The 25,530-nt window shown below is 62.3% G+C and carries 29 protein-coding genes; 16 read left to right on the top strand and 13 right to left on the bottom strand.

What is annotated here, in order from left to right; translation table 11 throughout:
* Positions 1-202: 202 nt before the first annotated feature.
* Positions 203-628 carry a PAS domain-containing protein gene (locus ACJ8HH_RS02435; protein ID WP_033647052.1) on the top strand — a complete coding sequence of 142 codons (426 nt, stop codon included), beginning with the start codon at positions 203-205 and terminating at the stop codon, positions 626-628.
* Positions 629-633: 5 nt separating this feature from the next.
* Positions 634-2,157, top strand: a complete 1,524-nt coding sequence (locus ACJ8HH_RS02430; protein WP_060421293.1) for a flavodoxin domain-containing protein — start codon at positions 634-636, stop codon at positions 2,155-2,157.
* 13 nt (positions 2,158-2,170) lie between these two features.
* Here the strand turns inward: ACJ8HH_RS02430 and ACJ8HH_RS02425 are convergent, their stop codons facing one another.
* From ACJ8HH_RS02425 to ACJ8HH_RS02415, 3 genes are read right to left on the bottom strand one after another with little or no spacing between them, the layout of a single operon-like run.
* Positions 2,171-3,178: a FecCD family ABC transporter permease gene (locus tag ACJ8HH_RS02425; RefSeq protein ID WP_060420046.1), complete on the bottom strand. Its 1,008-nt coding sequence runs from the start codon at positions 3,176-3,178 to the stop codon at positions 2,171-2,173.
* Positions 3,175-4,131: an ABC transporter substrate-binding protein gene (locus ACJ8HH_RS02420; RefSeq protein WP_060438975.1), complete on the bottom strand. Its 957-nt coding sequence runs from the start codon at positions 4,129-4,131 to the stop codon at positions 3,175-3,177. The genes ACJ8HH_RS02425 and ACJ8HH_RS02420 overlap by 4 nt, the downstream gene beginning before the upstream one ends.
* A gap of 16 nt (positions 4,132-4,147) precedes the next feature.
* Complete coding sequence (locus tag ACJ8HH_RS02415; protein ID WP_033653477.1) at positions 4,148-4,864, bottom strand: ABC transporter ATP-binding protein; 717 nt, start codon at positions 4,862-4,864, stop codon at positions 4,148-4,150.
* 598 nt (positions 4,865-5,462) lie between these two features.
* Here ACJ8HH_RS02415 and ACJ8HH_RS02410 point away from each other — a divergent pair.
* On the top strand, positions 5,463-6,314 hold the full coding sequence (locus ACJ8HH_RS02410; protein WP_049212817.1) for a DMT family transporter: 852 nt from the start codon (positions 5,463-5,465) through the stop codon (positions 6,312-6,314).
* A gap of 57 nt (positions 6,315-6,371) precedes the next feature.
* Here the strand turns inward: ACJ8HH_RS02410 and ACJ8HH_RS02405 are convergent, their stop codons facing one another.
* Positions 6,372-6,962: a Yip1 family protein gene (locus ACJ8HH_RS02405; RefSeq protein ID WP_033637547.1), complete on the bottom strand. Its 591-nt coding sequence runs from the start codon at positions 6,960-6,962 to the stop codon at positions 6,372-6,374.
* Positions 6,963-7,167: 205 nt separating this feature from the next.
* Here ACJ8HH_RS02405 and ACJ8HH_RS02400 point away from each other — a divergent pair, with 205 nt between their 5' ends.
* From ACJ8HH_RS02400 to ACJ8HH_RS02375, 6 genes are all read left to right on the top strand, one after another.
* On the top strand, positions 7,168-7,635 hold the full coding sequence (locus ACJ8HH_RS02400) for an acyltransferase (protein ID WP_049212816.1): 468 nt from the start codon (positions 7,168-7,170) through the stop codon (positions 7,633-7,635).
* Positions 7,635-8,177: a GNAT family N-acetyltransferase gene (locus ACJ8HH_RS02395; protein ID WP_033647063.1), complete on the top strand. Its 543-nt coding sequence runs from the start codon at positions 7,635-7,637 to the stop codon at positions 8,175-8,177. The genes ACJ8HH_RS02400 and ACJ8HH_RS02395 overlap by 1 nt, the downstream gene beginning before the upstream one ends.
* 104 nt (positions 8,178-8,281) lie before the next feature.
* Entirely contained in the window at positions 8,282-9,133 is an 852-nt protein-coding gene (locus tag ACJ8HH_RS02390) for a DUF1460 domain-containing protein (RefSeq protein ID WP_043146876.1), read from the top strand.
* A gap of 130 nt (positions 9,134-9,263) precedes the next feature.
* Complete coding sequence (locus tag ACJ8HH_RS02385) at positions 9,264-10,076, top strand: MetQ/NlpA family lipoprotein (RefSeq protein WP_033653481.1); 813 nt, start codon at positions 9,264-9,266, stop codon at positions 10,074-10,076.
* Between the two features lie 158 nt (positions 10,077-10,234).
* Positions 10,235-10,774 (top strand): GNAT family N-acetyltransferase, encoded by a 540-nt coding sequence (locus ACJ8HH_RS02380; protein WP_060451392.1) that lies wholly within the window; start codon positions 10,235-10,237, stop codon positions 10,772-10,774.
* Between the two features lie 103 nt (positions 10,775-10,877).
* Positions 10,878-10,961: a membrane protein gene (locus tag ACJ8HH_RS02375; protein WP_016928643.1), complete on the top strand. Its 84-nt coding sequence runs from the start codon at positions 10,878-10,880 to the stop codon at positions 10,959-10,961.
* 42 nt (positions 10,962-11,003) lie between these two features.
* Here the strand turns inward: ACJ8HH_RS02375 and ACJ8HH_RS02370 are convergent, their stop codons facing one another.
* From ACJ8HH_RS02370 to ACJ8HH_RS02360, 3 genes are all read right to left on the bottom strand, one after another.
* The gene (locus tag ACJ8HH_RS02370) at positions 11,004-11,924 is read right to left on the bottom strand and encodes a DUF808 domain-containing protein (protein WP_049195887.1); all 921 of its coding nucleotides are present in this window, start codon (positions 11,922-11,924) and stop codon (positions 11,004-11,006) included.
* Positions 11,925-12,026: 102 nt separating this feature from the next.
* The gene (locus ACJ8HH_RS02365) at positions 12,027-12,992 is read right to left on the bottom strand and encodes an alpha/beta fold hydrolase (protein ID WP_228657591.1); all 966 of its coding nucleotides are present in this window, start codon (positions 12,990-12,992) and stop codon (positions 12,027-12,029) included.
* Positions 12,993-13,071: 79 nt separating this feature from the next.
* Complete coding sequence (locus ACJ8HH_RS02360; RefSeq protein ID WP_060436911.1) at positions 13,072-13,476, bottom strand: VOC family protein; 405 nt, start codon at positions 13,474-13,476, stop codon at positions 13,072-13,074.
* A 75-nt stretch (positions 13,477-13,551) separates the two neighbouring features.
* On the opposite strand from ACJ8HH_RS02360, the gene ACJ8HH_RS02355 reads away from it, so the two are divergent.
* Positions 13,552-14,007, top strand: coding sequence for a GNAT family N-acetyltransferase (locus tag ACJ8HH_RS02355; RefSeq protein WP_043146869.1), 456 nt, complete (start codon positions 13,552-13,554; stop codon positions 14,005-14,007).
* A gap of 34 nt (positions 14,008-14,041) precedes the next feature.
* Here the strand turns inward: ACJ8HH_RS02355 and pbpG are convergent, their stop codons facing one another.
* From pbpG to ACJ8HH_RS02340, 3 genes are all read right to left on the bottom strand, one after another.
* A complete protein-coding gene (gene pbpG, locus ACJ8HH_RS02350; RefSeq protein ID WP_041033978.1) occupies positions 14,042-14,971 on the bottom strand; it encodes a D-alanyl-D-alanine endopeptidase in 930 nt (309 codons plus the stop codon).
* A gap of 151 nt (positions 14,972-15,122) precedes the next feature.
* Positions 15,123-16,226 (bottom strand): adenosylhomocysteinase, encoded by a 1,104-nt coding sequence (locus ACJ8HH_RS02345; protein ID WP_060451390.1) that lies wholly within the window; start codon positions 16,224-16,226, stop codon positions 15,123-15,125.
* A 45-nt stretch (positions 16,227-16,271) separates the two neighbouring features.
* The gene (locus tag ACJ8HH_RS02340) at positions 16,272-17,216 is read right to left on the bottom strand and encodes a GlxA family transcriptional regulator (protein ID WP_060451389.1); all 945 of its coding nucleotides are present in this window, start codon (positions 17,214-17,216) and stop codon (positions 16,272-16,274) included.
* Positions 17,217-17,307: 91 nt separating this feature from the next.
* On the opposite strand from ACJ8HH_RS02340, the gene ACJ8HH_RS02335 reads away from it, so the two are divergent.
* Together ACJ8HH_RS02335 and ACJ8HH_RS02330 are read left to right on the top strand one after the other, a co-directional pair.
* Complete coding sequence (locus tag ACJ8HH_RS02335; RefSeq protein WP_060387410.1) at positions 17,308-17,985, top strand: DJ-1/PfpI family protein; 678 nt, start codon at positions 17,308-17,310, stop codon at positions 17,983-17,985.
* 50 nt (positions 17,986-18,035) lie between these two features.
* Positions 18,036-18,599, top strand: a complete 564-nt coding sequence (locus ACJ8HH_RS02330) for a DedA family protein (protein WP_033637532.1) — start codon at positions 18,036-18,038, stop codon at positions 18,597-18,599.
* A gap of 16 nt (positions 18,600-18,615) precedes the next feature.
* On the opposite strand, the gene ACJ8HH_RS02325 is transcribed toward ACJ8HH_RS02330, so the two are convergent.
* The gene (locus ACJ8HH_RS02325) at positions 18,616-19,509 is read right to left on the bottom strand and encodes a LysR family transcriptional regulator (protein WP_060451388.1); all 894 of its coding nucleotides are present in this window, start codon (positions 19,507-19,509) and stop codon (positions 18,616-18,618) included.
* 112 nt (positions 19,510-19,621) lie between these two features.
* Between ACJ8HH_RS02325 and ACJ8HH_RS02320 the strand changes: the two genes are divergently transcribed.
* Together ACJ8HH_RS02320 and ansP are read left to right on the top strand one after the other, a co-directional pair.
* Positions 19,622-20,059 (top strand): PACE efflux transporter, encoded by a 438-nt coding sequence (locus ACJ8HH_RS02320; RefSeq protein WP_033647078.1) that lies wholly within the window; start codon positions 19,622-19,624, stop codon positions 20,057-20,059.
* Between the two features lie 436 nt (positions 20,060-20,495).
* Entirely contained in the window at positions 20,496-21,962 is a 1,467-nt protein-coding gene (ansP, locus tag ACJ8HH_RS02315; RefSeq protein WP_033637529.1) for an L-asparagine permease, read from the top strand.
* Between the two features lie 37 nt (positions 21,963-21,999).
* On the opposite strand, the gene ACJ8HH_RS02310 is transcribed toward ansP, so the two are convergent.
* Entirely contained in the window at positions 22,000-22,779 is a 780-nt protein-coding gene (locus ACJ8HH_RS02310; RefSeq protein ID WP_033637528.1) for a HalD/BesD family halogenase, read from the bottom strand.
* A gap of 117 nt (positions 22,780-22,896) precedes the next feature.
* Between ACJ8HH_RS02310 and ACJ8HH_RS02305 the strand changes: the two genes are divergently transcribed.
* The gene (locus tag ACJ8HH_RS02305; protein WP_060387407.1) at positions 22,897-23,793 is read left to right on the top strand and encodes a LysR substrate-binding domain-containing protein; all 897 of its coding nucleotides are present in this window, start codon (positions 22,897-22,899) and stop codon (positions 23,791-23,793) included.
* Here the strand turns inward: ACJ8HH_RS02305 and ACJ8HH_RS02300 are convergent.
* Complete coding sequence (locus ACJ8HH_RS02300) at positions 23,778-24,530, bottom strand: SDR family NAD(P)-dependent oxidoreductase (protein ID WP_060451386.1); 753 nt, start codon at positions 24,528-24,530, stop codon at positions 23,778-23,780. The genes ACJ8HH_RS02305 and ACJ8HH_RS02300 overlap by 16 nt on opposite strands.
* A 151-nt stretch (positions 24,531-24,681) precedes the next feature.
* Here ACJ8HH_RS02300 and ACJ8HH_RS02295 point away from each other — a divergent pair, with 151 nt between their 5' ends.
* On the top strand, positions 24,682-25,446 hold the full coding sequence (locus ACJ8HH_RS02295) for an arylamine N-acetyltransferase family protein (RefSeq protein ID WP_060418317.1): 765 nt from the start codon (positions 24,682-24,684) through the stop codon (positions 25,444-25,446).
* Positions 25,447-25,530: the final 84 nt, after the last annotated feature.

Here is a 25,530-nt window from a genome sequence, read left to right as displayed (position 1 = left end):
GCCGCACCCGGCGCGGGCCGACTCTCCCCTGCCTGCCTCATCGTGATCTTTCTGCGCCTTTAAAGATGCATTTTTATTGCAACTTATAAATTTCCCGATTACCATTCATCGCAAATGAGAATCAATTACAAAACTGTCATGACGGATACATGGCATCCGCCGTGGCAATCACCGCGAAGTTGTTAATGAGAAGGAACCTACCATGAGTCAGACCCTCGATTCCGCCCAGCTGTTAGCCGCGCTCGATAAAGTGATGGTGATCTCCACCACCGATCTGCAGGGCACCATCACCTACGTCAACGATCTGTTTTGCCAGCTGACCGGCTTTTCCCGGGAAGAGCTGGTGGGCCAGCCCCATAGCATCGTGCGCCACCCTTCCGTGCCGAAAGCGGTTTACAAAGCGATGTGGGACACCATCAAGGCGGGCGGCATCTGGACCGGCATCATTCCGAACGTCGGCAAAGGCGGCGTGCTGTACGTGGTCGACACCACGGTGCAGCCGCTGTATGACGCCCAGGGCAATATCGCGGCCTATATCAGCATCCGCCGCGTGATCAACGATCTGATGACCGACTTCGAATCGGTGGAATTCGCCAAAGAACAGTTCGACAACCACTACGACAAGTAACCGCCATGGCCGACCTTATCGAACGCATCCTGATTGGTTACGGTTCGGAGTCGGGCAACGCCCGGGCGCTGGCGATGCGCCTGGGCGAGCAAAGCAGCCTGCAACCCTACCGCCCCGTCGTGAAAGAACTCAACGCCATCCAGCCCGCCGATGTGGGCGAGCATGACGCCCTACTGATCGTCTCCAGCTCATTTGGCGACGGCGAACCGCCCGCCAACGCCGAGCGTTTTTCCGACGCGCTGGCGCAATGGCCTGACCGCCACCGGTTGCGCTACGCCATCTTCGGCCTCGGCGACACCGCGTACCCGCATTTCTGCGGCTTCACGCAGGCGCTGGATGCACGCCTGACGCAATACGGCGCCCACGCCATCGTCAATCGCGTCGACGCAGACGTTAACTTCGAACCGTTCTTCGCAACCTGGCTGACGACGCTGGATAAGGTGCTGGCCGGCGATGCCCAGGCCGGCCGCGATTTACATCTGCGCGTAACCGCCTACGGTGAAGACCATGCGTTCAGCGCCGCCCTCCTCGAACGGCGGCCGCTCAGCGCACGCACGCCACAGGCCTGGCACCTGCGGCTGAATATCGCCGGCAGCGGCATCGTTTACCGGGCGGGAGATACCGTCTATCTGTTGCCGGAGAACGACGAAGGATTATTGACCCGGCTGGCTGACTGGCTCGGCAGGCCGGAGGCCGTCGACACGCTGCGGCGTCGGGAGCTGCGCCAGCTCAGCAAAACGACGCTGCGCGAACTGGCGCAGTTGGCCGACAGCGAAGAACTCAAAGGCTTGCTCAAGATCCGCCAGCGCAAAGCCCTGGAGAGTTATCTGTACGGCGCCGATCTGCTGGACGTGCTGCACGATTTTTGCCCGCCGCACGCGGTCACGCTGGAGAACCTGCTGACGCTGCTGCCCGTTTGCCTGCCGCGCGCCTACTCCATCGCTTCGGCAACGCGGGAAGAGAGCCTCGATCTGTGCGTGCGCGACGTGCATTATGAACGCGGCGGCCGCACCCGGCGCGGCACGGCGACCGGCTGGCTGCTCAGCCAACCCGGCCCTTTCCGCCTCTTCTGCCGCGCCAACCCCGGCTTTTACCTGCCGCGCGATACCACCGTACCGGTGCTGCTTATCGGTACCGGTACCGGCATCGCACCGTTGATTGGCTTACTGCGCGAAATGGCCGCCCAGGGCGAACGGCGTGAAACCGTGCTGATCTTCGGTGAGAAAAGGCGCGATGAAGACTTCCTGTATGGCGAGGAGTTGGTCACGCTGAACGCGGCGGGCGTACTCACGCGGCTCATCACGGCATTTTCGCGCGACACCGCCGACAAGTATTACGTGCAACACGCCATCGACGATCACGCCGGTGTCGTCAGCGGCCTGCTGCGGCGGGGCGCGCATGTCTACCTGTGCGGCAATCGTCAGTATCTGGAACATGCCGTGGCGACGGCGCTGGAGCAAGCCCACGGGGCGGAAAACCTGTGGCAGACGCTGATTGAGCAGCAGCGCCTGCATCTGGAGCTCTATTGAGACAGGGCGGCGTTCACCGCTCCGCGCGCAGCAGCAAGGACACGATGAACGCGCCCCCCAGCCCCGCCGTAATGATGCCGATGGGCAGTTCCTGATTGGGGATCAGGCTGCGGCTGAGCATGTCACCGCCGGTCAGCAGCATCGCCCCCAGCATGCCGCACATCGGCACGGACAATCGGTGGCGCACGCCCACCAGGCGCCGGGCCAGATAAGGCACCATCAGCCCGACAAAGCCGATCACGCCCGTCAGCGAAACGAGAAACGCCGTGGACAGTGCGCAGCACAGAAAGGTCTCGGTGCGCAGCCGCGCCACGTTGACCCCCATCGAATGGGCGGTTTGCTCGCCCGCCAGCAGCGCGTCCAGCGCCCGCCAACGCAGCGCCGTAAACCCGGCCAGCAGCACGAAACTCGCCAGCGGAATGAACAGATTATCCCAACGCGCCAGCCCCAGCCCGCCGAGCGACCAGAACAACACCGAACCGGCCGCCCGCTGATCGCCGGAAAACACCAGGTAGCTGGTGAGCGCGCTAAACAAAAATGAGACCGCCAGGCCACAGACGATCAACTGCTCGGCGCGCCTGACCCGGCTGACGCGAAACAGGATCATCACCGCCATCGCGGACAGAATGCCGCCGACGAAAGCGGACAGCGGCAACGTCAGTGCGCCCAGCGCATCACCGAAGCGCGTGATGACCAGCACCGCGCCGGCGGAGGCACCGGAAGAGAGCCCAAACAAAAAAGGATCGGCCAGCTCATTGCGGGTGGTGGTCTGCAGCAGCGCGCCGGTCATCGCCAGTCCGGCGCCGGTTAACGCCGCCAACAAAGCCCTGGGCACCCGCAGCTGCACGACGATGGTGTCCAGCATGCCGGAAAGCGGCGCCGAACCGAGCCCTAACGCCGCAAACGCCTGCCGCCATGACAGCGCGACGCTGCCCAGCTGCAGGCTCCAGATCATTAGCCCGCACAATACCGACAGCGCCAGCGGTGCGAGCAGCATAAAGCGCCGAGTCGGCGAGTTCATTCAGCCTCCGGCGCGTACAGCGCCCGCGCCAGCTTTTCCACTGCGCCGATGTTAGCCGGCCCCGGCGTCAGCTCCGCATACTGCAGTTTCAGATAGCGGTGGTGCCGTACGGCAGGCGTCAATTTCATCAACGGGTGAGACTCGAGGAAGCGCCGCAGCGCATCGGCGCCCGAACCGGTCTGGTAATCCAGCAGAATAATGAAATCAGGCTCGGCCGCCGCTACCGCCTCCCAGGACGCCGTCGTCCAGCTCGCCGGCAAACCGTCCATCACGTTGCGGCCGCCCGCCGCTTCGATGATCGCCGTCGGCATAGCGTATTTGCCGCTGGTGAAAGGCTTCTCCTCCCCCGAGTCATAGACGAACACCTTGAGCGGCGGCTGGCCCGCCGGCCTGGCGGGAAGCGCAGCCAACCGGCGCTGCCAGCCCTCAACCAGCGCGGTGGCCTCTTGCTGCTTGCCGAAAATCTTGCCGAGCTTCAGCTCATCGTCATACAGCAGGTTCATATCGGCCTTCTGCGGCCGCCCGCCGGCCTGTACGCAGCTCTCGCCCAGCACCAGCGTTTTGATGCCGAACGGGGCGAGCTTCTCCGGCGTGACGTCGCCGCCGATCTTCATGCCGTAATTCCAGCCGGCGAAAAAGAAATCCGGCTGTGCCGCCAGCAGCGTTTCCAAAGCGGGATATTTCGGCGCCAGCTCGGGAATGGTGCCCATCGCGGCCTTGAAGTCGGGCGTCAGTTTGTACCAGCCGGTGATGCCGGTCAGCCCGACAATGCGATCCTGCAGATGCAGTGCAAAGGCCATCTCGGCCATGTTGATGTCGTTGATGACGGCGCGCTGCGGCGCCTGGTTGAAGGTGACCGGCACACCGCAGCTTTCTACGGTGACGGGAAAATGTTCGGCCGCCGCCGACCTGGCGGCCAGCAGCAGAAGCAGAATGAATACGCGTGCGTTCATGTTTCTCTCTGGTTTATCAAGCGCAATGGGGAACGTCAAAAATGCGCAGCGTTTTCCCGCTGACGGGATGTGCCACCTTGAAACTGTTCATGCCGAACACCGGCAGAATCACCGGGGTCTGCAACACCGCCTCGGGCGTACCACAGGCCACCTGACGGCTTTCGTTCAGCACCAGGATCCGATCGGCAAACGCCTCTGCCACGGGCAGATCGTGCAAGACCGCAATCACGGCGATGTCTTTATTTTTCACTAACGACAGCAGCGCCGAGCGCCCGGGCGGATCGAGGTGATTGGTCGGTTCATCCAGCAACAGCAGATCGGGAGACTGCGCCAACGCCCGAGCCAGCGCGGCACGCTGGCGCTGGCCGCCCGAGAGCCGCCCCAACGGATGGCGCCTGAGCGGCACCAACCCGGTTTCCCCGATGGCTTCGTCAACGATGCGCTTTCCCGTCGCAGAACATGCGCCATGCGGCAAACGGCCCAACGCCACGTAGTCCTCAACCAACAGCCGCAAATCCGGCGAATCGTTTTGCGCCAGAAAGGCGATGCTTCTGGCGCGCTCCGCCGCCGGCCACGCGGACAAGGCGCGCCCTCGCCAGTAAATGCCGCCGCTGTCCGGCCGCGTTTCACCGATCAGGGCACGCAACAGGCTGGACTTGCCGCTGCCGTTAGGGCCGATCACCGCCAGCTTCTCACCGGCGCGCAGCGCGAAATGGATGTTGTCGAGTATCAATGCCCCGCCGTGGCCGGTCAGGCTAATCCCATCAACGTGGAGGATGTCGTGAACTGAATTCATTATGCGCAAATTGTTATATTATAACATATCAATATTTTTACCACGATTACGCGCCTTCTGCAAAAGCGAATCGCAGCGTCTTTCGTCGCACGCATTGCGTGAACCGAGGCAAGAGCAAGCCGCGCCCTCTGCGTCAAAACTGCGCGGCCAAAGCAACATAGCATACCTCTCAATAAATGATAATGATTTTCATTATCATTTAAATCACTGCGATTTCCGATTGCACGCCCCGCTGAACTTAGTTATGTTTGAGCGATTAGTTTCATTCCCGGTTTTCAGGAACTCACATGGCCTACCTGGCGCACAGCACAGATCCGACAAACGCGACCGTTCCGGCCGCCGTTTTGCTGTGTGCTTCTTCCGCTCCACCCGCCGTTTCCTCTGTCGTTTCAGCGGTTGCCGCTTACCCGCCACGCATTGTGGTCGTGCGCTAAGCCAAACCGACTTTTTACCTCCGGCTTATTGATCTGTTGCGTTCAGGCGTAGACCGCCGCGCACGCCGGAGCCTGTAATTTTCACGACAGGTGAAATTGACATGCGATTACCTTCTCTCTGGGCCAATGCCGGCCTGGCTACGCTGTTCGTCCTGCTTTGGAGCAGCGGCGCGATTTTCTCCCGTTGGGGGCTGGAGCACGCCTCCGCCTTCGCTTTTCTGTTCTTCCGCTGCGCCATCGCGCTGGCGGTGCTGTTGGCCATCGGCCTGTGGCAGCGCCAGTGCCTGCCCGCCCCCGGCACCCGCCGGCGCGTCGCGCTGATTGGCGTGCTGATGATCGGCAGCTATCAAATCTGCTATCTACTGGCGTTGGAACAGGGTATTACGCCCGGCGTGCTGGCCACGTTGCTTGGCGTACAGCCGATCCTCACCCAGTTCTTCACCGAACGGCGCTGCACCGGGCTGCGGGCGCTCGGCCTGGCGCTGGCAATGGTCGGGCTGACGCTGGTGGTGTACCAAAGCCTGATGGTGGCCCACTTCTCGCTGAGCGGCATGCTGTTCGCCTTTATCGCGCTGGGCTGCATGACCGCCGGCACCCTGCTGCAAAAAGGCATGACGCAGCCGCCGCTGGCGGTCTTGCCGCTGCAGTATGCCGTCGGGTTGCTGATGTGTACGCTGGCGCTGCCGTTTGAGCCGCTGCGGGTCGAATGGCGGCCGGCGTTCGTGCTGCCGCTGCTGTGGATGGCGGTGGTGATCTCGGTGCTGGCGACCTTCTTGCTGTATCGCCTGATCCAGCGCGGCAACCTGGTGCAGGTCACCAGCCTGTTCTATCTGATCCCGGCGGTCACCGCCCTGCTGGACTACCTGCTGCTCGGCCACGCGCTGGCGGCGCTGAGCCTGCTGGGCATGGCGGGCATCGTGCTCGGCGTGATGCTGGTTTTCCGCCGCGTATAAAAGCAAAAGCCCCCGCGCCGTTCCACCGGCGCGGGGGCGACAACAACAACCGTTAACTCAGAATAACCAGGAACCGTACCCCCACAGCAGCACCGTCACCCCAAGCAGCAGCTCGAGCAACAGAATGCCGATGGCGAAGGTCGAGCTGGAGAAGATGAACCCTTCCTTACTGTCGATATTCAGGAAGTGCGGGATCCCCAGATTCAGCAGATAGCCCGAATAGCACAGGCCGATAATGCCGACAAACAGACACAACCAGACGACCGGATAGAGCGCCACAATCCCGCTTAGGAACATCGGGGTCGCTACGTAGCCGGCGAACACCATGCAGCGGTGCAGGCTGGGGCGCGATTCATAGCGCCGCGCCATCCAGTGAATGACTTTCCCCATGGCCGCTACGCCCGCCAGCATCAGCAGGTAAAACGCCACGGCGGTATAAAGCGCGGTAAACATGTCGAGCCTGATGGCATGTCCCTCGCCGGAGAGCCAGCCCAGCTGGGTGGTGCCGATAAAGGCGCAGACCACCGGGATTGCTGCCAAGAGCAACACGTGATGGGTGTATAGGTGCGAGACGCTTTCATTCTCGTTTTTGATCTGTTCGAACTCGGCGCTGGGATGCGCCAGAAGTCCCCAAACATGACTGACCATGAGACACCTCCTATCTCGCCGTAGGCCGCGATCGGCGAACGAATTTCACACCTCCGACGGACTGCTACCCGTGCGAGGATTGCGGCCACGGGGCTCTCTCCCCTGTACTCATTATAGTCTTTCGGCGAAAAAACGTGCGGAAAGCGCAACGCCGCGGCGCTTTGTCTTATACTCCCACCATAAAAACCAGGCTGCGAGGAAGGCCATGTCATCCGTTATCACCACCCGCCAGGCGGGGATCGTCGACGTCGACGCCGGGCGCAACGTCACCGTTATCGAGCCCTGCAATCTGTACGGCTGCCGGCTCGGCGACGATGTCTTCGTCGGCCCGTTCGTGGAGATCCAGCGCCACGTCAGCATCGGCGCGCGCAGTAAAATTCAGTCGCACAGCTTTATCTGCGAATACGTCACCCTCGGCGAAGCGTGCTTTGTCGGCCACGGCGTCACCTTCGCCAACGATCTGTTCAAAGACGGCGCACCCAATGCCGATCCGGCCAGCTGGGGGCGCACGCGCGTCGGCGATCGGGTGTCCATCGGCTCCGGCGCCACCATCCTGGCGGTGGAGATCTGCAGCGACGCGGTGATCGGCGCCGGGGCGGTCGTGACCCGCAACATCACCCGCAAGGGGATTTATGCCGGCAACCCGGCGCGCCTGCTGCGGGAGCTGCCGTAATGACCCCGGTCATCCGCATCGCGGCCATTGAGGCGCTGCCCGATGATTACCTGACGCGCGGCGATTTCGGCTTTACCATCCGCTGTTACGCCCTGCCGCAGTTCGACACCCCGGTCGACAGCTGGCCAACCCGCCCGGTGGCGCCGTTTCGCAAACAGTATCCCTTGGCGCCGTTCGCCAACGAAGACAGCGCGACTTTCCTGGCGTATCGCCAGGACCAAGCCGTTGGCCACATCACGCTGAGCAAAAACTGGAACGGTTACACCCTGATCGACGAGATCGCGGTCAGCGCTCACGCGCGCCGTCAGGGCATCGCCGGGGCGCTGCTGGACTGCGCCAAACAGTGGGCGCGGCAGCAGGAAACCTCAGGTATGATGCTCGAAACGCAGAACAACAATCTGGCCGCCTGTCGCTGCTACCAGCATTACGGGTTTATTCTCGGCGGCATCGACCGTTTGCTGTACCGCGCCGAGCCGGAGATCGCCGATCACGAAATCGCGCTGTTCTGGTATTTGCCGTTCAATAGCGAAATCGGTTACTGATTTATCGGCCGCCATTGAGGCTATGTTTACTTTTTAACCCCTACCATCGGATGAGAACTGTTATCACTGACTCTGATAAGCCAGCGACACCCAGGGAGGGCCGTATGAACCAGAACAAGGTTGTTTTACTGATGTTAGCTATCGCCATGAGCGGATGCGCCGAGCGCCCCACCGCCGTCTCCCCCGCAACGCCGCCGACCGACGTCACCGTTTCGCCGCCGGCTGTGCAACCGCAGATGGACGCCAGCACCCGCAGCAAGCTGCATGAGATCCTCGCGCTGCGCGCCGGTTGGCACGCCACGCAGCCACATGGCCGCACCGTCGATTTGATTTCGCGCGAGTTTCTCGGCACGCCCTATCTCGCCAACCGCCTGATCGGTTCGCAGAGCACGCCCGAGCAGCTGGTGATCGACTTCCGCGGGCTGGATTGCTTCACCTACATCGATTATGTGGAAGCACTCAGCACCGCCCGCAGCGAGGGCGAGTTCGTACAGCGCCTGGTAGACATTCGCTACGTCGACGGCAACATCGCCTTCCCGCAGCGCAAACACTTCTTCACCGATTGGGCGCAGCGGCCGAAAAAAGTGGCTGAAGACATCACCGCGCGGCTCAGCCCGCACGCCGTCACCCTCGTGAAAACCCTCAACCGCAAAGCGGATGGCGGCAGCTACCTGCCCGGCTTGCCCGACGTACAACGCAGCGTGACCTATATCCCCAGCGACCGCATCGACGACAAGGTGCTGGCCCAGCTGCGCACCGGCGATTACATCGGTATTTACACCAACCTGGACGGGCTGGACGTGACCCACACCGGCATATTCGTGATGACCGACAACGGCCCGGTGCTGCGCAACGCCTCATCGCGCAAGGCCAACATGCGGGTGGTCGATTCGCCCTTTATGGATTACGTGATGGCCACGCCGGGCATCGTGGTGCTGCGTTCGCTCAGCCGATAATCCCCCGCCGCATAACGGCTATAAGCTATAGCCGTTTATGCTGAGCGAGCGTTTGACTTCATCGGCGGTTCAAGCTTAGCTGTAAGAACAAAAACCAACTGATTTTATTGTTCTTTTCAGGGAGACTTCGATGACCTTACGCTGGCGTATCACCCCTCTGGCGGCGGCCTTCGCCGCCGTTTTGGCGCTTCAGGGCTGCGATCAAAAAACCGATCGGAACCATATCAAGGTCGGCGTCATCAACGGCGCGGAACAGGACGTGGCGGAAGTCGCCAGGCAAGTGGCGAAAGAGAAATACGGGCTGGACGTCGAGCTGGTCGGCTTCAGCGGTTCGCTGCTGCCGAACGACGCCACCGACAAGGGCGAACTGGACGCCAACGTGTTCCAGCACCGCCCGTTCCTCGAACAGCAAAATAAAGATCACGGCTATAAGCTGGTGGCGGTCGGCAATACCTTTGTCTTCCCGATGGCCGGCTACTCCAAAAAGATAAAATCGCTCAAAGAGCTGCCGGACGGCGCGGTGATCGCCATCCCGCTCGATCCGACCAACCTAGGGCGTGCCCTGCTGCTGCTGGAAAAAACCGGATTGATTACGCTGAAACAAGGCAAGGGGTTGTTGCCCACCGCCCTGGACATCAGCGCCAACCCGCACCGTTACCAAATCATGGAGCTGGAAGGCGCGCAGCTGCCGCACGTGCTGGACGATCCAAAGGTCACAGTCGCCGTCATCAGCACCACCTACATCAACCAGACCGGCCTGTCGCCGACCAAAGACGGCATCTTCATCGAGGATAAAGACTCACCGTACACCAACATCATCGTCACCCGCGAAGACAACAAGGACGCGCCGAACGTGCAGAACTTCATCAAAGCCTATGAGTCTGACGAAGTGGCCAAGGCCGCCGAGAAAATCTTCAACGGCGGCGCGGTGAAAGGCTGGTAATTCCAGGCACAGCGCCACAGGGGCTCTCCCCAAAGAGCCCCTGCCACATCATCATCGCCTTTTCTTATCTCACCATAAGAAAACCCGATTTACCCCGGCGGCGAGCGGCGCGCATAATGGCGTTTATCCGCTGATTTCCAAGGTAAACAGGCATTACCATGACGCTCTCCGCTCCCGTACTCAGCCTCCTCGATGCCACGCCGGACGATATGGCCGCCGTGCTGCAAATTTACACTCACCACGTGCTGTACGGTGCCGCCTCGTTTGAAGAACAGCCGCCGCCCCTGGCGGAAATGCAGCTGCGGCTGAGCAAGGTGCAAGAAGCCGGGCTGCCCTGGCTGGTGGCGAAAAGCGAAGGCCATATTGTGGGCTACTGCTACGCCACGCCGTATCGGCCCCGGCCGGCCTATCGTTTTACCGTGGAAGACTCGGTGTATATCGCCGAGGGGCAACAGGGTAAAGGCGTCGGCAAGGCGCTGCTGAGCAAGCTTATCGCCCGCTGCGAGCAAGGCCCCTGGCGCCAGATGCTGGCGATCGTCGGCGATTCCGCCGCCAACCGCGGTTCGCTGGCGCTGCACCAGTCGCTCGGCTTTACCAGCGTCGGGACGTTAAAGGCCGTGGGATTCAAACTGGGGGAATGGCGCGACACCCACCTCATGCAGCGCGCGCTGGGCTCGGGCGACAGTCAGCATCCTTGAATACATGGCGACGCACGATAGGGAGTTAGCGTCTATAGTGAAGAGTGATTTCATTAAGTTAGCGCCAATCGTGCGCCACATTTAACCGGTAAGGGAGAAGTAAATGAAAATTATTCTGTGGATTGTCGCCATCATCTTCATCGTGGGTTTGTTGACGATTACCGGCGTTCTCAAACTGATTTTTTAAAGCGTCAGCTCCGTCCCGCCCCTTGCGGGGCGAGACTTTTCATCATGCCTTGAAACGCGCGCGCACCGCGCCCAGCGCCGACACTACCGCCAGCACCACGCCGCCGGCGATCACACCGAACACCACGTTCAGCAGAGCTGGAATGACACCCTGCAAAATATGCCCCAACGTTGGCACCACCGTAGCGTAGGAAGCCCAGTCCTCAAACAGATGATGTACCGGCGGCAGACCGTGGGTCAGGATGCCGCCGCCGACCATAAACATGGCGACTGTGCCGACGATCGACAGCGTTTTCATCAAATAAGGCGCGGCGCGCACGATGCCGCCGCCGACGGCGCGCGCCAACGCGCTGCCCTTGCGGCTCAGGTACAGCCCCAAATCATCCAGCTTGACGATACCGGCGACGATGCCGTAAACCCCCAGCGTCATCACCAGCGCGATGCCGCACAGCACGATCACCTGCTGACTGAAAGTGGCGCCGGCGACGGTGCCCAACGTAATGGCGATAATCTCGGCGGATAACACGAAATCGGTACGCACAGCCCCTTTTATCTTACGCTTTTCATAGGCCGCCACATCCTCATTGGCGCCCGGTCCGTCTTGCTTATCCTCATGTGCCTGCTTGTCTTGGCTCAGGCTGTGATACACCTTTTCGAACCCTTCGTAGCACAGGTAGGCGCCGCCCACCATCAGCAGCGGCGTGATCGCCCAGGGCGCGAAAGCGCTGATCAGCAGCGCCAGCGGCACCAGGATCGCCTTGTTGATCAGCGAACCTTTGGCGACGCTCCACACCACCGGCAGTTCGCGGTCGGCTTTAACGCCGGTGACCTGCTGCGCGTTGAGCGCCAGATCGTCCCCCAGCACCCCAGCGGTTTTTTTTGCCGCCATCTTGGTCATCAAAGAGACATCGTCCAGCAACGAGGCGATATCGTCGATAAGGGTAAGTAAGCTACTTCCTGCCAAAATGATTCATCCTTTTCATGTTCACGGGCCATTCTATATTTAGCATAGCGGTAAAGCGTCATGAAAGGATATGGGAGGATCGCGGAAAACGCCGGGTGGAAGTTAAAACCTCTCGCCTGACAGTCCCTCATCAGCTCCGAGAGCGAACGCGCGTGAGATATGTTGAAGGATCGGGCCGTGGGCCTCAAAGACGCACGATAAATGCGTGCTGCTCGCAAGCAAGCCAAAGGCAACATGCACGCTGCCATGCTGTTCAACGAAACGCTGCAAGGATTGTGCGCTGAACAACTCATCCTGCGCTGCCGCCAGCAGCAAAGTCGGCAATCGCAGCGCCGCCAGTTGCTTTGCCGGGGTGCGTGGCGTCAAGGCGTTAGCCATATTAACGCTGTATTGGCAAACAAAATCGGGGGAGGCGGCCAGTACGGCCGGGGGGAAATTCAGGCTGACCGCCCGAGATTGCCCAAACCATCGCCCACCGCTGAGCGCATTGGCCACAAAAGGCCATTGCCGCACCTGGGCAAAACGGGCCGCCGCCGCCAGATCGCGGGCCATCCCGGAAAATGGCCCCAGCTCGGGTGCCAGCAGGATCAGGCTGTCCGCCTGCTGTTCACAAGGATAGCGGGTCAGGTAGTTGAGCAACATCCCGGCGCCGCTGGAATGGCCAAGCAGGTGCCTGCGCGCTAACGGAAAACGCAGGCGCATTTCCGCCAGGATGACATCGACATCGCGCCAAATACGCTCAGGCCGCTCAACCGTCCCCCGCTCTCCCGTGGAATCGCCATGCCCGCGAATATCGACCAGGCACACCGCGAGCGTTGGCTCGGCGGCCAGCTGGCGCGCAAGAATGTCATACCCGGCGGCGCTGTTAACCCCGCCGCCGTGATAAACCACGATCACGTCTTCGCTCTCGGCAGTTTGTCGATACAGGCGGTAGCTCAATCCCTCAACGCAACCGGACAACGTGCCCACCTGTGCCCCCGGCCACTCACCGTAAGACTTCGCTTGCTCAACATAGCGGTCAAAATCAATCAAATCGCACCTTTCCATGATGTTGTCGGTATTCCCCACGGCAGAGTTCCTGCCCCGGCGATAAGCATATGAAACAACAACAGGAACTACCATGCCTTTTGCACACTCCCCCTTAGCCTCAGGGCAGATCCCCCGCCGGCACATTGAGCTGCCAGGAAAGCCCAAAGCGATCGTTGAGCCAGCCGAAGCGAGCGCTGAAGCCGTAGTCGTCAAGTGGCATCAGCACCTTGCCGCCCTCCGCCAGGCGGTGGAAAGCCTGCTCCAGCGCCTCTTCGTTAGGCAGGTTGATGAACAGCGACACCGCCGGGGTAAAGCTGAAATCATGGCTGATCGGGCTGTCGGTAAACACCAGGTTCTGCCGGTCGAAATCGATGGTGGCATGCTTGATTAACCGCCGGCCGTCCGGCGTCGGGTCGTAATGCTGCACCTGCATGAGCCGAAAACGCGCAAACACCTGGCTGTAGAGGTCGATCGCCTGCTGCGCCTCCCCCTGGAACATGACAAAGGTCGAAACCTGACTCATAACATCCCCTTCGGTAATCGTTGTGGTATTAATGGAGGATAGCGGATTACCCTTGAAGCGGCGAAAGGAGCAACCATGAGCATCATTCATCGCCTGGCGCAGCCGGACGATCTCAACGGCCTGTTGGCTCTGTATCGCGAGCTGCGCCCACAGGATGCGCCGCTGCGCAGCGACGACGCGCGCCGTGCCCTGCAGCGCCTGCTGGACGATCCGGCCATTCGTCTGGTGGTGGCAGCGGAAGAGGAACAGCCGATCGCCACCTGCATGCTGGCGCTGATCCCGGGGCTGGCGCATCAGGCGCAGCCGTTCGGCGTCATCGAACACGTGGTGACGGCGGAGCCCTATCGCGGCCACGGCGTGGCGCTCGCGATGATCGAATACGCGCTGCAGCTGGCCTGGCGCAAGGGCTGTTACAAGGTGATGCTGCTGTCGGGGCAGCAACGCACCGGCGCGCACCAGCTTTATCTCAAGGCGGGTTTCGACGGCGATCGCGAGCGGGGATTTGTCATCAGACGGCCCGAGGGCCGATAGCGGCCTGCCGCAAACGGGCAGGCCGCCAGGCGGGTTATTCGCTGTCGTTCTTCGCCAGACGGGCGTCTTTTTGGCGACGATAGTCGCGGGCGGCGGCCGGGATCGGCGTCACCTTGCCGGTTTCAATCCAGCTGCGCAGGCGGTTGGCGTCGGCGAAGTGGGTGTATTTGCCGAAGGCGTCCAGCACCACCAGCGACACCGAGCGGTTACCGATTACCGTACGCATCGCCAGGCAGTGGCCCGCCTGGTTGGTGAAGCCGGTTTTGGTCAGCTGGATGTTCCATTTCGGGTTGTACACCAGGTGGTTGGTGTTGCGGAACGGCAGCGTGTAGTTCGGATCCTTGAAGCTGGCCATGCGTTCGGTGGTGGTGCTGAGCTGGCCGATCAACGGATATTGCTTGGTGGCGATCAGCAGCTTGGTCAGATCGCGCGCCGTCGACACGTTATGAATAGACAGCCCGGTCGGTTCCACATAATGGGTATTGGTCATGCCCAGCGCCCTGGCCTTGGCGTTCATCGCTTTGATGAAGGCGTTGTAGCCCCCCGGATAGTGGTGCGCCAGGCTGGCGGCGGCGCGGTTTTCCGACGACATCAGCGCCAGCAGCAGCATATCCTTACGGCTGATTTCGCTGTTCAGCCGCACCCGTGAATACACCCCTTTCATCTCCGGCGTCTGGCGAATGTCCACCGCCAGCATCTCGTCGAGCGGCAGGTGCGCGTCGAGCGTGACCATGGCGGTCATCAGCTTGGTGATCGAGGCGATCGGCACCACTTCATCCGGGTTGCGCGCATACATCACCTTATGGGTTTGCATATCGACGACCATCGCGCTGCCGGAGGCCAGCTCCGGTTGGGTGGCGTGCAGGGCGGCGGCGTTGTCGCTGGCCAACGCGCGCGGCGCAAAGCCTGCGCCCGCCTGCAAAGCGAGCAGGGTCAGAACCAAAACACGTATTTTCACAGGCATTACTCTGAAATGGGGGCTTGAACTCAGCGAATTATATGTGAGGGTTCAGCGCTTGGCACTGGGATTGTATGGCGGATTTGTGACAAATTCTGTCCGCTGAAAAACGACGCAGCCCGCGGGCGCTCTGGGATGAACGCCCGCGTGGAAAAAGTTACAGCGCCGGCTGCCAGGCCGACTGCGGCAACAGGTACAGCCCCGGCGTTTGCCGCGCACCGGCGCCGACGATATGGCCGATGCCGGCCGCCATCACCGCCAGCGTCACGTCGAAGGCGTTGAGGCTGTCGCCGTAGCCGGCGGTCAGGTTGAACATCGAACCGTTGGCCAGCAAATAGACCGTCTTTTCATTCAGTTGGTAAGCATTCACATAAGGCATCGGCTCGTGGTGCGGCAAGCCTTTGAGGAAGCCGACGTCGATCTCTTCCGCCACGTGGCCGACGTTGAGGATAAACACGCCGTCCTGCGCCTGCCGCAAATGCTGCGCCGAGAGCACGTTTTTCGCGCCGGTTGCGGTGGCGATCACGTCCGCCTGCGCGACGGCGCTCGCCAGATCCACCACCTGCCAGCCGTCATAACGCGCCTGCAGCGCGCGCGCCGGATCGATTTCCGCCACCATCACCTGGCCGCCGTAAGCCCTGGCCGCCGCCGCCGTCCCCTGCCCGACCAGGCCGTAGCCGATCACCAGCACGCGCTTTTCGTGCAGCGTCAAGTGGGTGGTCTGGAAGAAGGTGTGCCAGGCGGTCAGCCCAACCATATGCCGATTGTGCAGCCCCTCTTTCACCGGCAGATCGTCCCAGTTGAAGATCGGGTAGCGCGGTGCCACGCCGTTTAACCGGCTGATGCCCGAGCCGGTGGCCTCCAGCCCGGCGACGATCCGCGGGCCGCTCGGCGATTGGTGCAAACGGGTGGTCAGATCTGCCCCCATTTCGCACAGGTGGGTCGGCTGCCAGGCCAGCGCGCGGTCGAAGGACTCCGACCATTCGCCGGCGTTCATGTCGCGCCAGGCATAGGCCTGCGCGCCCCGCCGTTCCAGCCAGGCCACCACGTCGTTCTGCACCGTGGTGGGATTGCAGGTGGTCAGGAAGATCGCCGCGCCCTTATCCAGCAGGCCGGCCACCAGCGGCGCCATTTTCAGATCCAGGTGCATATTGCACGCCAGCCGCACCCCGTGCAGGTCCGGCAACGCCGCCACCGCCGCCCGGGTGCGCGGCATATGGCGCATCGCCCAGTTCAATTCGCTCTCGAAATCCTGATACATCCGTTGCTCCTCTGGTGTGCCCCGCCGCCAGGCGTGGCAAAAAAGTTATCCCGCGCGGCCGAGCCGGCGGATCGCCTGCGGCGACAGGCCAAATACGCGGATAAACGCCCGCCTCATGCGCTCCGGATCGCTGAACCCCACCGAACGGGCGATCGCCTCCAGCGGCTCGGCGCTCTCTTCGATGCGCACCCTGGCCGCCTCCACCCGCAGTTGTTCGATCACCTTGGCCGGCGTCTGCCCGGTTTCGGCGCGGAACAGCCGGCCGAACTGGCGCTCGCTCAGGCAGGCGGCGTCGGCCAGATCCGCCACCGACAGCGGCAGGTGCAAGTGCTCGCGCGCGAACGACAGCGCGGCGCGCATGCGATCGGACGACGGGTTCAACGCCAGCAGCAGCGAATACTGCGACTGCCCGCCGGGGCGCCGATGATAGACCACCAGCTGCCGCGCCACGGCCGCCGCCAAGGTGGCGCCAAGGTCGTCTTCTATCAACGCCAGCGCCAGATCGATACCGGCGCTGATGCCGGCCGAGGTCCAGATATCGCCGTCGCGAATGAAAATGCGGTTGCTGTCGACGCGGATGCGCGGATAGCTCTGCTGCAGCCGCGCCGCATGATACCAGTGGGTGGTGGCGCGCTTGCCGTCCAGCAAACCGCAGGCCGCCAGAATAAACGCGCCGGTGCACACGCTGGCGATGCGCCGCGCCCGCCGGCTGTGGGTGGTCAGAAACGCCACCAGCGCCGGCGACTGCGCCGCCATCACGTTGCCGCTGCCGCCGGCCACCACCAGCGTATCGAAACGCTCGTCGCCGCACGGCTGCGTGGCGATCTCCACCCCGGCCGAGCTGGCGACCATCCCGCCCTGCGGCGAGATCGCCACGCAGCGGTAGGCCGATGGATCGGTAAACTGGCTGACGTTATCGAACGCCGCCAGAGGGCCGGCAAAATCCAGCAGGTTGAAACCGGGAAAAACCACAAAACCGATCGTTTTCATGATGGCGCTTTTTGAGGGTTATCTGTCATACCAGCCAAAATCAGGGCGGCTATTATGGCCCAGGTCCAACGATAAAAATGAGGCGAATGTCATGTCTGAACCACTCGTGATTGTATTTCCCATCTATCAAGGCGTCACCCAGCTCGACTTCACCGGCCCGCTGCAGTTTCTGCGCCACATGCCGGGCGCGGAAATCATCGTCGCTTCGGTAGACGGCGCGGATGTCGAATCGGAAGGCTTGCACTTCACCCAGCTGCGCCCGCTGCCGGAGATCGCGCGCTGCGACGTGCTGTGCGTGCCGGGCGGCAGCGGCTGCACCCAGGCGCTGCAGGATAAAGCGTTCATGCAGCAAATCCGGCGGCTGGGCGCCGATGCCCGCTACCTGACCTCGGTGTGCACCGGTTCGCTGATCCTGGCCGCGGCCGGCCTGCTGGCGGGCAAACGTGCCGCCTGCCACTGGTCGATGCGCGACAGCCTGGCGCTGTTCGGCGCCATCCCCAGCGCTGCACGCGTAGAGCGCGACGGCAACGTGATCAGCGGCGGCGGCGTCACCGCCGGCATCGACTTTGCGCTGGCGCTGATCGCCGAACTGCACGGCGAAGACACTGCCCAGACGATCCAGCTTTATCTGGAATACGCCCCGGCCCCGCCGTTCACGGGCGGCACGCCGGAACTGGCCCCGCCGCACATTTACGCCAGGGTACAGGCGCAGATGGCGGAAAGCCTGGCGCGGCGCAGAGCATTGGTGGCCCAGATCGCCCAAGGCTAGCGATCGGGGGTATACTTGCCCTTATGCGTCAGCCACATAAGGAGTAAGGAATGACCGATTTGGCCCACTACATTACGGACTACGGCTACTGGGCGTTGTTTATCGGCTGCCTGGCTGAGGGAGAAACCATCACGCTGCTGGGCGGCATCGCCGCCCATGAAGGCTTGCTGCACTGGCCGTGGGTGATCGCGGTGGTGGCGCTGGGAGGTACACTGGGGGATCAGCTGCTGTACTTCGCCGGCCGCCGGTTCGAAGGCCGGGTCATCTCGCGGCTCAAGGGGCAGGAAAAGCGCATCGCGCGCGCCAGAAGGCTGATCGCCCGCCACCCGATGCTGTTCGTTATCGGGGTGCGCTTTATGTACGGCTTCCGCATCATCGGCCCGGTGCTGATCGGCGCCAGCCGCCTGCCGCCATCGCGCTTCGTGCCGCTCAATATCCTCGGCGCCATTCTGTGGGCAACGATCTTCGTCATGCTCGGCTATTTTGGCGGCCAGGCGATCGAACGCTTCGTTACCGGCTTCGACAAAAAACTCTCCAGCCTGCTGTTTGTCGCGCTGGCGATCGCCGCCATCCTGCTGGTGCGCTTCTGGTGGCGCAAACGCCACGCGGAATAAGCCAGCGCGCCTGGCGTCAGCTTTCCTGCGGCGCCGTGCGCATCAGCTCGACCAGCTCGCGCGCCGCCTTGTCCAGCGGGCGATTCTTCAGCCAGATCAAATGCATCGGCAAGCGCAGCTCGTTCTTAGTGTTTTTGAATTTCAGCCGCACCAGCCGCCCCTGCGCCAGCAGCGGCTCGGCCAGCGACAGCGGGAAATTGCCCCACCCCAGGCCCGCTTCCACCATGTTCAGCGCCATCGGCAGGCTGTCGGTGCGCCAGTAGGCCTCCGCCACCTGCGGGCGCAGATCGCCGATCGGCAGATCGCGGCTGGCCACCATGATCTGCCGCACGTTGACCAGATCCTCGAGAAACAGCTCGCCCGCCGCGCCGTCCAGCGCCGGGTGCTGCGGCGAGACCATCGCCACCAGCGATTCCGCGCCGACGGAGTGGAACTGCTCCGCGCTGTTGATGTTTAGCCCGCCGAACGCCAGGCAAACGCCAATGCGCTCCTGGTGCAGCATGTGCAGCACGTCGTCCTGCGGCGCGCTGAGCACTTCGATGTTCAGTAGCGGATAACGCTGCGACAGCGTCTTCACCGCCGCCAGCAGGCTGGCGCCGTTAATGTCCGACGCCACGCCGATCGAAAGCCGGCTCTCCAGCCCCTGAGACAGTTCGATAGCGTGCACCTGCAGCTGCTTGAGCTGCCCGGCGATCAGCCGGGCGTGCGGCGCCAGGGCCAACGCCAGCGCGGTCGGCGTCGGTTCGCGGTGCGAGCGATCGAACAAGGCGAAACCGAGTTCCGCCTCCATGTTGGCGATGCCCATGCTGACAGCGGACGGTACGCGCCGCAGCGCGCGGGCGGCAGCGGAAAACGAACCGCGATCGAGCACCGCCAGAAACAGTTCGATATTGTCGCTGGAAAAGTTCATCGTTTAACCTGTCAGTAAAACTGACAGCTCCTTACTTTTTCTATCAATGTGATTGACGTTATCTTAGCCGCCGTCGCCGCAGAGGCAACTAAAAACAGATCGGGAGAAAACAATGCAAGGCGTCAAACGCAAACTGGTGTATGTCACCGCTTATGAAATCATCGGCATGGCGATCTCGGCGCTGGGGCTGGCGCTGCTGTCGGGCCATGCGCCGAGCAGCACCGGGCCGCTGGCGGTGGTGATCACCACCATCGCGGTCAGCTGGAACTTCATTTACAACTATTTATTCGAGTGGTGGGAAAGCCGCCAGCTGTCGCGCACCCGCACGCTCAAGCGCCGCATTTTGCACGCCGTCGGCTTTCAGCTGACGCTGGTGGTGTATCTGATCCCGCTGATCGCCTGGTGGATGGGCATCACGCTGTGGCAGGCGCTGCTGCTGGATATGGCGCTGATCGTCATCATTCCTTGCTACACCTTCCTGTTTAACTGGGCGTTCGACAAGCTGTTCGGCCTGCCGGCTTCGGCTCTGCCGGCCGGTGAATCCGCCTAAAAAGCCCCCGCGTCCGATTCGCCTGCGCACGCTAATTACTGCGCAGGCGCCATCGCTTTATTTTCCGCCCGCCTTCCCCCTCACGCAAAATAACTTCAAAATCCCTTTAATTTGCGCGGTAATTATTATTCTGTGATTTCAATCACTTTTATCGTTCGATATTTCCGTGTTGATAATAAGACTCATCTTACTGAATAATATGCGCTTTTGTTTTCAGTTTAAAAAATACACACAATTGTTCACGCTTTGTACGCAGGTTTTTTTGCCACCTTTATCGGGAAACGGTAGCATGCCACGCCGTTATTTAACGGCGGCTGTATACACAATAAACAGCGGAATGATGCCACGACCTCATTCTCATTACGATTGCTGATGGCAATCGTTTGCCCTGCAGCTCAGGGCGGCGTTCATCATAGACAGGTAAACAGGACGGATAATGCACTCACAAAAAAAGTCGGCGGACGATAAACACGCCGCCAGAAGACGCTGGCTAGACTCTCATGAATCCGGTTATCACAAAAGCATGGGCAACCGGCAGATCCAAATGATCGCCATCGGCGGTTCGATCGGCACCGGCTTGTTCCTCGGTACCGGCGGCCGTCTCGAACTGGCCGGGCCGGCGCTGGCGCTGGTCTATCTGGTGTGCGGGATCTTCTCTTTCTTCATCCTGCGCGCGCTGGGCGAGCTGGTGCTGCATCGCCCTTCCAGCGGCAGCTTCGTTTCTTACGCCCGCGAATTTCTCGGTGAGAAAGCCTCTTACGTCGCCGGCTGGATGTACTTCCTCAACTGGGCGATGACCGGCATCGTCGACATCACCGCGGTGGCGCTGTACATGCACTACTGGGGCACCTTTGCCGACGTGCCGCAGTGGCTGTTCGCCCTCGGCGCGCTCGGCATCGTCGCCACCATGAACATGATCGGCGTGAAGTGGTTCGCCGAGATGGAGTTCTGGTTCGCGCTGATCAAGGTCGTCGCCATCGCGCTGTTCCTGATTGTCGGCGTCGTCTTCCTCGGCACCGGCACCCCGGTCGCCGGCCACACCACCGGCATGCACCTGATCACCGAAAACGGTGGCATGTTCCCGCACGGCCTGCTGCCGGCGCTGGTACTGGTGCAAGGGGTGATCTTCGCCTTCGCCGGCATCGAGCTGATCGGCACCGCCGCCGGCGAGTGTAAAGATCCGGCCAAAATGATGCCCAAAGCGATCAACAGCGTGATCTGGCGTATCGGCCTGTTCTACGTCGGCTCCGTGGTGCTGTTGGTGCTGCTGCTGCCGTGGAACGCCTATCAGGCCGGCCAAAGCCCGTTCGTCACCTTCTTCAGCAAGCTGGGCGTGCCTTACATCGGCACCATCATGAACATCGTGGTGTTGACCGCCGCGCTGTCCAGCCTCAACTCCGGCCTCTACTCCACCGGCCGCATCCTGCGTTCGCTGGCGATGGGCGGCTCGGCGCCGAAGCTGATGGCCAAAATGAGCAGCCAGCAGGTGCCTTATGCCGGCATCCTGGTCACCTGCGGCATCTACGTGATCGGCGTGGTGCTCAACTACCTGGTGCCTTCGCAGGTATTCGAGATCGTGCTGAACATCGCCTCGCTGGGCATCATCGCCTCCTGGGCGTTTATCATCGTCTGCCAGATGCGCCTGCGCAAAGCCGTGCGCGAAGGCCGCGCGCAGCCGGTATCGTTCAAAATGCCGGGCGCGCCGTTCACCTCCTGGCTGACGCTGGCGTTCCTGCTGATCGTGGTGGTTATGATGGCGTTCGACTACCCGAACGGCACCTGGACCATCGCCACCATTCCGGTGCTGGCGGTGCTGCTGACGCTGGGCTGGTTCGGCCTGCGCAAGCGCGCGCAGGAAGTGAAGCGGGAGCAGCAGGCTCACGAAGAGCAGAACCCGCACTGAATCGACAAACCGCCCTCCGGGGCGGTTTTTTTATCCGCTATAAGCGGCCGTAGAACGTCATTCTGGCGCTTTCCGACAGCATCACGTCCGGCTGCGCATTGTAGGCCAGCACCACCAGCATGCGCGTGATGTCGCCTTCGGTCGGCGTCACCCGGTGCATGGCGTTGCGCCCGCGAAACAGCACCAAATCCCCCTCCTCCATCGCCAGCCGTTTGGCCGCCCGCTCGCCGTCCAGCACCTGCGTGACCCCGGCATAGTTCATCTCGCCGCGATCGGCGTCGCGCAGGTTCTCCACGTACTCGAAACGCCCGCCCGCCGCCGGTTTCTGGATCAGCAGCGTGATGGCGAACGACGAGTTGTCGAAGTGCCAGCCCAGCTCCTGGCCGGTGTGGGCGTAATGCAGGTTGATCGACGACAGCCGATCGGCGTAGGGATACAGCTGCGCCTCATCCAACACCGCGCAGAGGAACGCACGAAACGCCGGGGCGTCGTACAGCGCACGCAGCGGCGACTGCGGCGGAATATCTTCGTCGGTAATGCAGCCCTTGGACGACACCACCAGCCGGTTGCGCGCGTGATCGGCCGGCAGCGCGTCGTCCTGCGGCCGCAGATACACGTTGTGTTTGCTGGTGGCGTAAAACGCCGCGTGGTGCTGTTCGGCACCTTCCAACCGCACCGTCGCCAGCGCGGCGGCGCGCAGAAATCCCGGCAGCACCAGCGCGCCGGCGCGCTCCAGCGTTTGCCGGCAACGGGTGCGGAACGCGGCGTCGTCGATGGGATGGGCGGACAGATCGATAATATCGGCAAGTTGCGGCATGGCGTTCCCCCTCGTGTGCGATAGCCGGATGCCTCTCACTGTAGCGAATGGCGCATTGCCGCCATAACAAAAATACGTTATGGATAAGCTAACCAATTCTTAGCGATAGCCCTGCCCATGCACTCACCGTCCCGCGCGCGCTTGCCCAAGCTGAGCGCCATTCTGGCGTTCGAAACCGCCGCCCGCACCGGCAGCCTGGCCCGCGCGGCGGATACGCTGGCGTTGACCGCCGCCGCCGTCAGCCAACAGATCCGCCAGCTCGAACAACATCTGGGCATCACGCTGTTCATCCGCGCCAAAAGCGGCGTCACGCTAACCGAACAGGGCGCGGACTACCTGGCCTACGTGCAGGAGGCGTTCGAAACGCTGCGCGTGGCGCAGCAACACGTCGAGCGCCAGCGCGGCAAACAGGCGCTGACGGTGTTCGCCCTGCCGGCGTTGGCCTCCAAGTGGCTGAACCCGGCGCTGGGCGACTGGCTGGCGCAGTGCCCCGACGGCGATTTGCGGCTGCACGCGACCCATGCGGCGGTCGATTTCGCCCATTCGGCGGCGGACTTCGCCCTGTGCTTCGGCGATCAGGATTATCCGCTGCTGGAAAAGGTGCGGCTGTTTCAGGATCGGGTGCAGCCGGTGTGCAGCCCGGCGCTGCGCGATCGCGGCGACTGGACGCAGTTGCCGCTGATCCACGTCGACTGGGGCAAAGAGAGCCAGTTTCTGCCGGGCTGGCACGAGTGGTTTACCGCCGCCGATCGAATGCCGCCGGCGCGGCGCGGGCTGACCTATAACCTGACTTCACTGGCCATCGACGCCGCCGTGCAAGGGCGCGGGGTGCTGCTCGGCCAGCGGCAGCTGATCGGCCGTGAACTGGCGGAAGGCCAGCTGGTCACCCTGGCCGAACCGGCGCTGCCGCTCAGCAAGCCCTACTACGTGGTTTACCCGCCGCGCACGCTGGAAAAACCTGGCGCAGCGGCGTTTCTCCGTTGGCTGCAGGCGCTGGCTCAGCGCGCGGTATAACCACCGTCGATGCTGTAAAACGCGCCGGTGGTGAAACTGCTGTCGTCCGAGAGCAGGAAAGCCACCGTTTTCGCCACCTCTTCCCGCGTCGCCATTCTCCCCATCGGGTGCGAAGCGGCCATCTGCGCCCGCACCGGCGCCGGCAGAGTCCCCATCGCCGGCGTATCCACATAGCCCGGCCCGACGGCGTTGATGCGCACGCCGCGCATGGCGAATTCCAGCGCCGCCGAGCGCGTCAGCCCCAGCACGCCATGCTTGGCGGCGGTATAGGGCGCAATCCCGGCAATCCCCACCACGCCGTTGGCGGAAGAGAGGTTCACCACCGCCCCGCCGCCGCCGGCGACGATCGCCGGCAGGCCGTACTTCATGCCGAAAAACGTGCCGCTCAGGCAGGTGGCGATCACCTCATGCCAGTCTTCGACCGCGTACCGATCGATGTCCACCTCCTGCGGGCCGGTGATCCCGGCATTGTTGACCAGCAGATGCAGCGCGCCGCAGCACCGCACCGTCTCTTTAATACCCTGCTGCACCGACGGCGCCTCACGCACGTCCATCCGCAACGTCATCACCCGTCGGCCCTCGGGATCGAGCCGCGCGGCGGCGGCGGCGAGAGGCGCGGCGTGGCGGCCGGTCATCACCACCGTGGCACCGCGCCGAAACAGTTCGGCGGCGATCGCTTCGCCGATGCCGGTGGAGGCGCCGGTCACCAGCGCCACCCGATGTTTGAAATCTTGCATAGCCGTTCTCCTGCCAGATTGAACTCAGGGGAACAGGCTAGCGCCGGCCAGTGACAGTTTGCGGCAGCAGCGACAGCGCAGCACGTAATGCGCTCACAAAAGCCGCAAAGCCCGCTATTTTATGCCTACTTTTTCTCATGCGAGACTCCCTGTGGATACCCAACGCTACCTGCAGCATATCGGCTTTACCGGCGCCGCCCGCCCAGACCTCCCCACATTGCAACAGCTGCACCATCGCCACATGCTGAGCGTCCCGTTCGAGAATCTGAGCATTATTTATCATCAGGGTATTCAGCTGGCGCCGGAGGCGCTGTTCAGCAAGGTGGTCGAGCGCAACCGCGGCGGTTTCTGTTATGAGCTGAACGCGCTGTTTGCTCTGCTGCTACGCGAGATCGGTTTCAAGGTGAGCTTCATCTCCGGCGAGATCCGCGCGCGCGACGGCCATTTCGGCCCGCCCTACGACCATCTGGCGCTGCGGGTGGATCTGGCGGGCCAGGCCTGGCTGGTGGACGTCGGTTTCGGCGATTCCTTCCTGACGCCGCTGAAGATCGTCGCCGCCGAGCCGCAACCGCAGGCCAGCGGCACCTTCCACCTGGAGCGGGAAGGCGAGTATTACCTGCTGGAGCGCCGCAACGGCGACCAACGTTCGCATGCCAAAACCCTGTATCGCTTTACCGTTCAGCCGCGCGAGCTGCATGAGTTCGACGAGATGTGCCGCTTCCACAGCACCTCGCCGCAGTCGCATTTCACCCAGCGCCTGGTGTGTTCACGGCCGACGGAGCACGGCCGGGTGACCCTCAGCGACATGAAGCTGATCGTGACCGAAGATCACCAGCGCCACGAAACGACGCTGCATTCGGAAGAGGAACGGCGCGCCGCGCTGTGGCAGCATTTCGCCATCGATTTGGATCGTTGACGGCGCAGGCGGCGCCCTTTTATTACGATTCTGTTACACCGATTGCATAACCGCGCTTGGCTGATTGCCAGCACCGCGGCGGCA

This window comes from Serratia sp. CY32780 (assembly GCF_052169135.1).
GTDB lineage: Bacteria > Pseudomonadota > Gammaproteobacteria > Enterobacterales > Enterobacteriaceae > Serratia > Serratia sarumanii.
The sequence above is the reverse complement of the archived record's forward strand: the minus strand, read 5'-3'. Positions and strand labels throughout refer to the sequence as shown.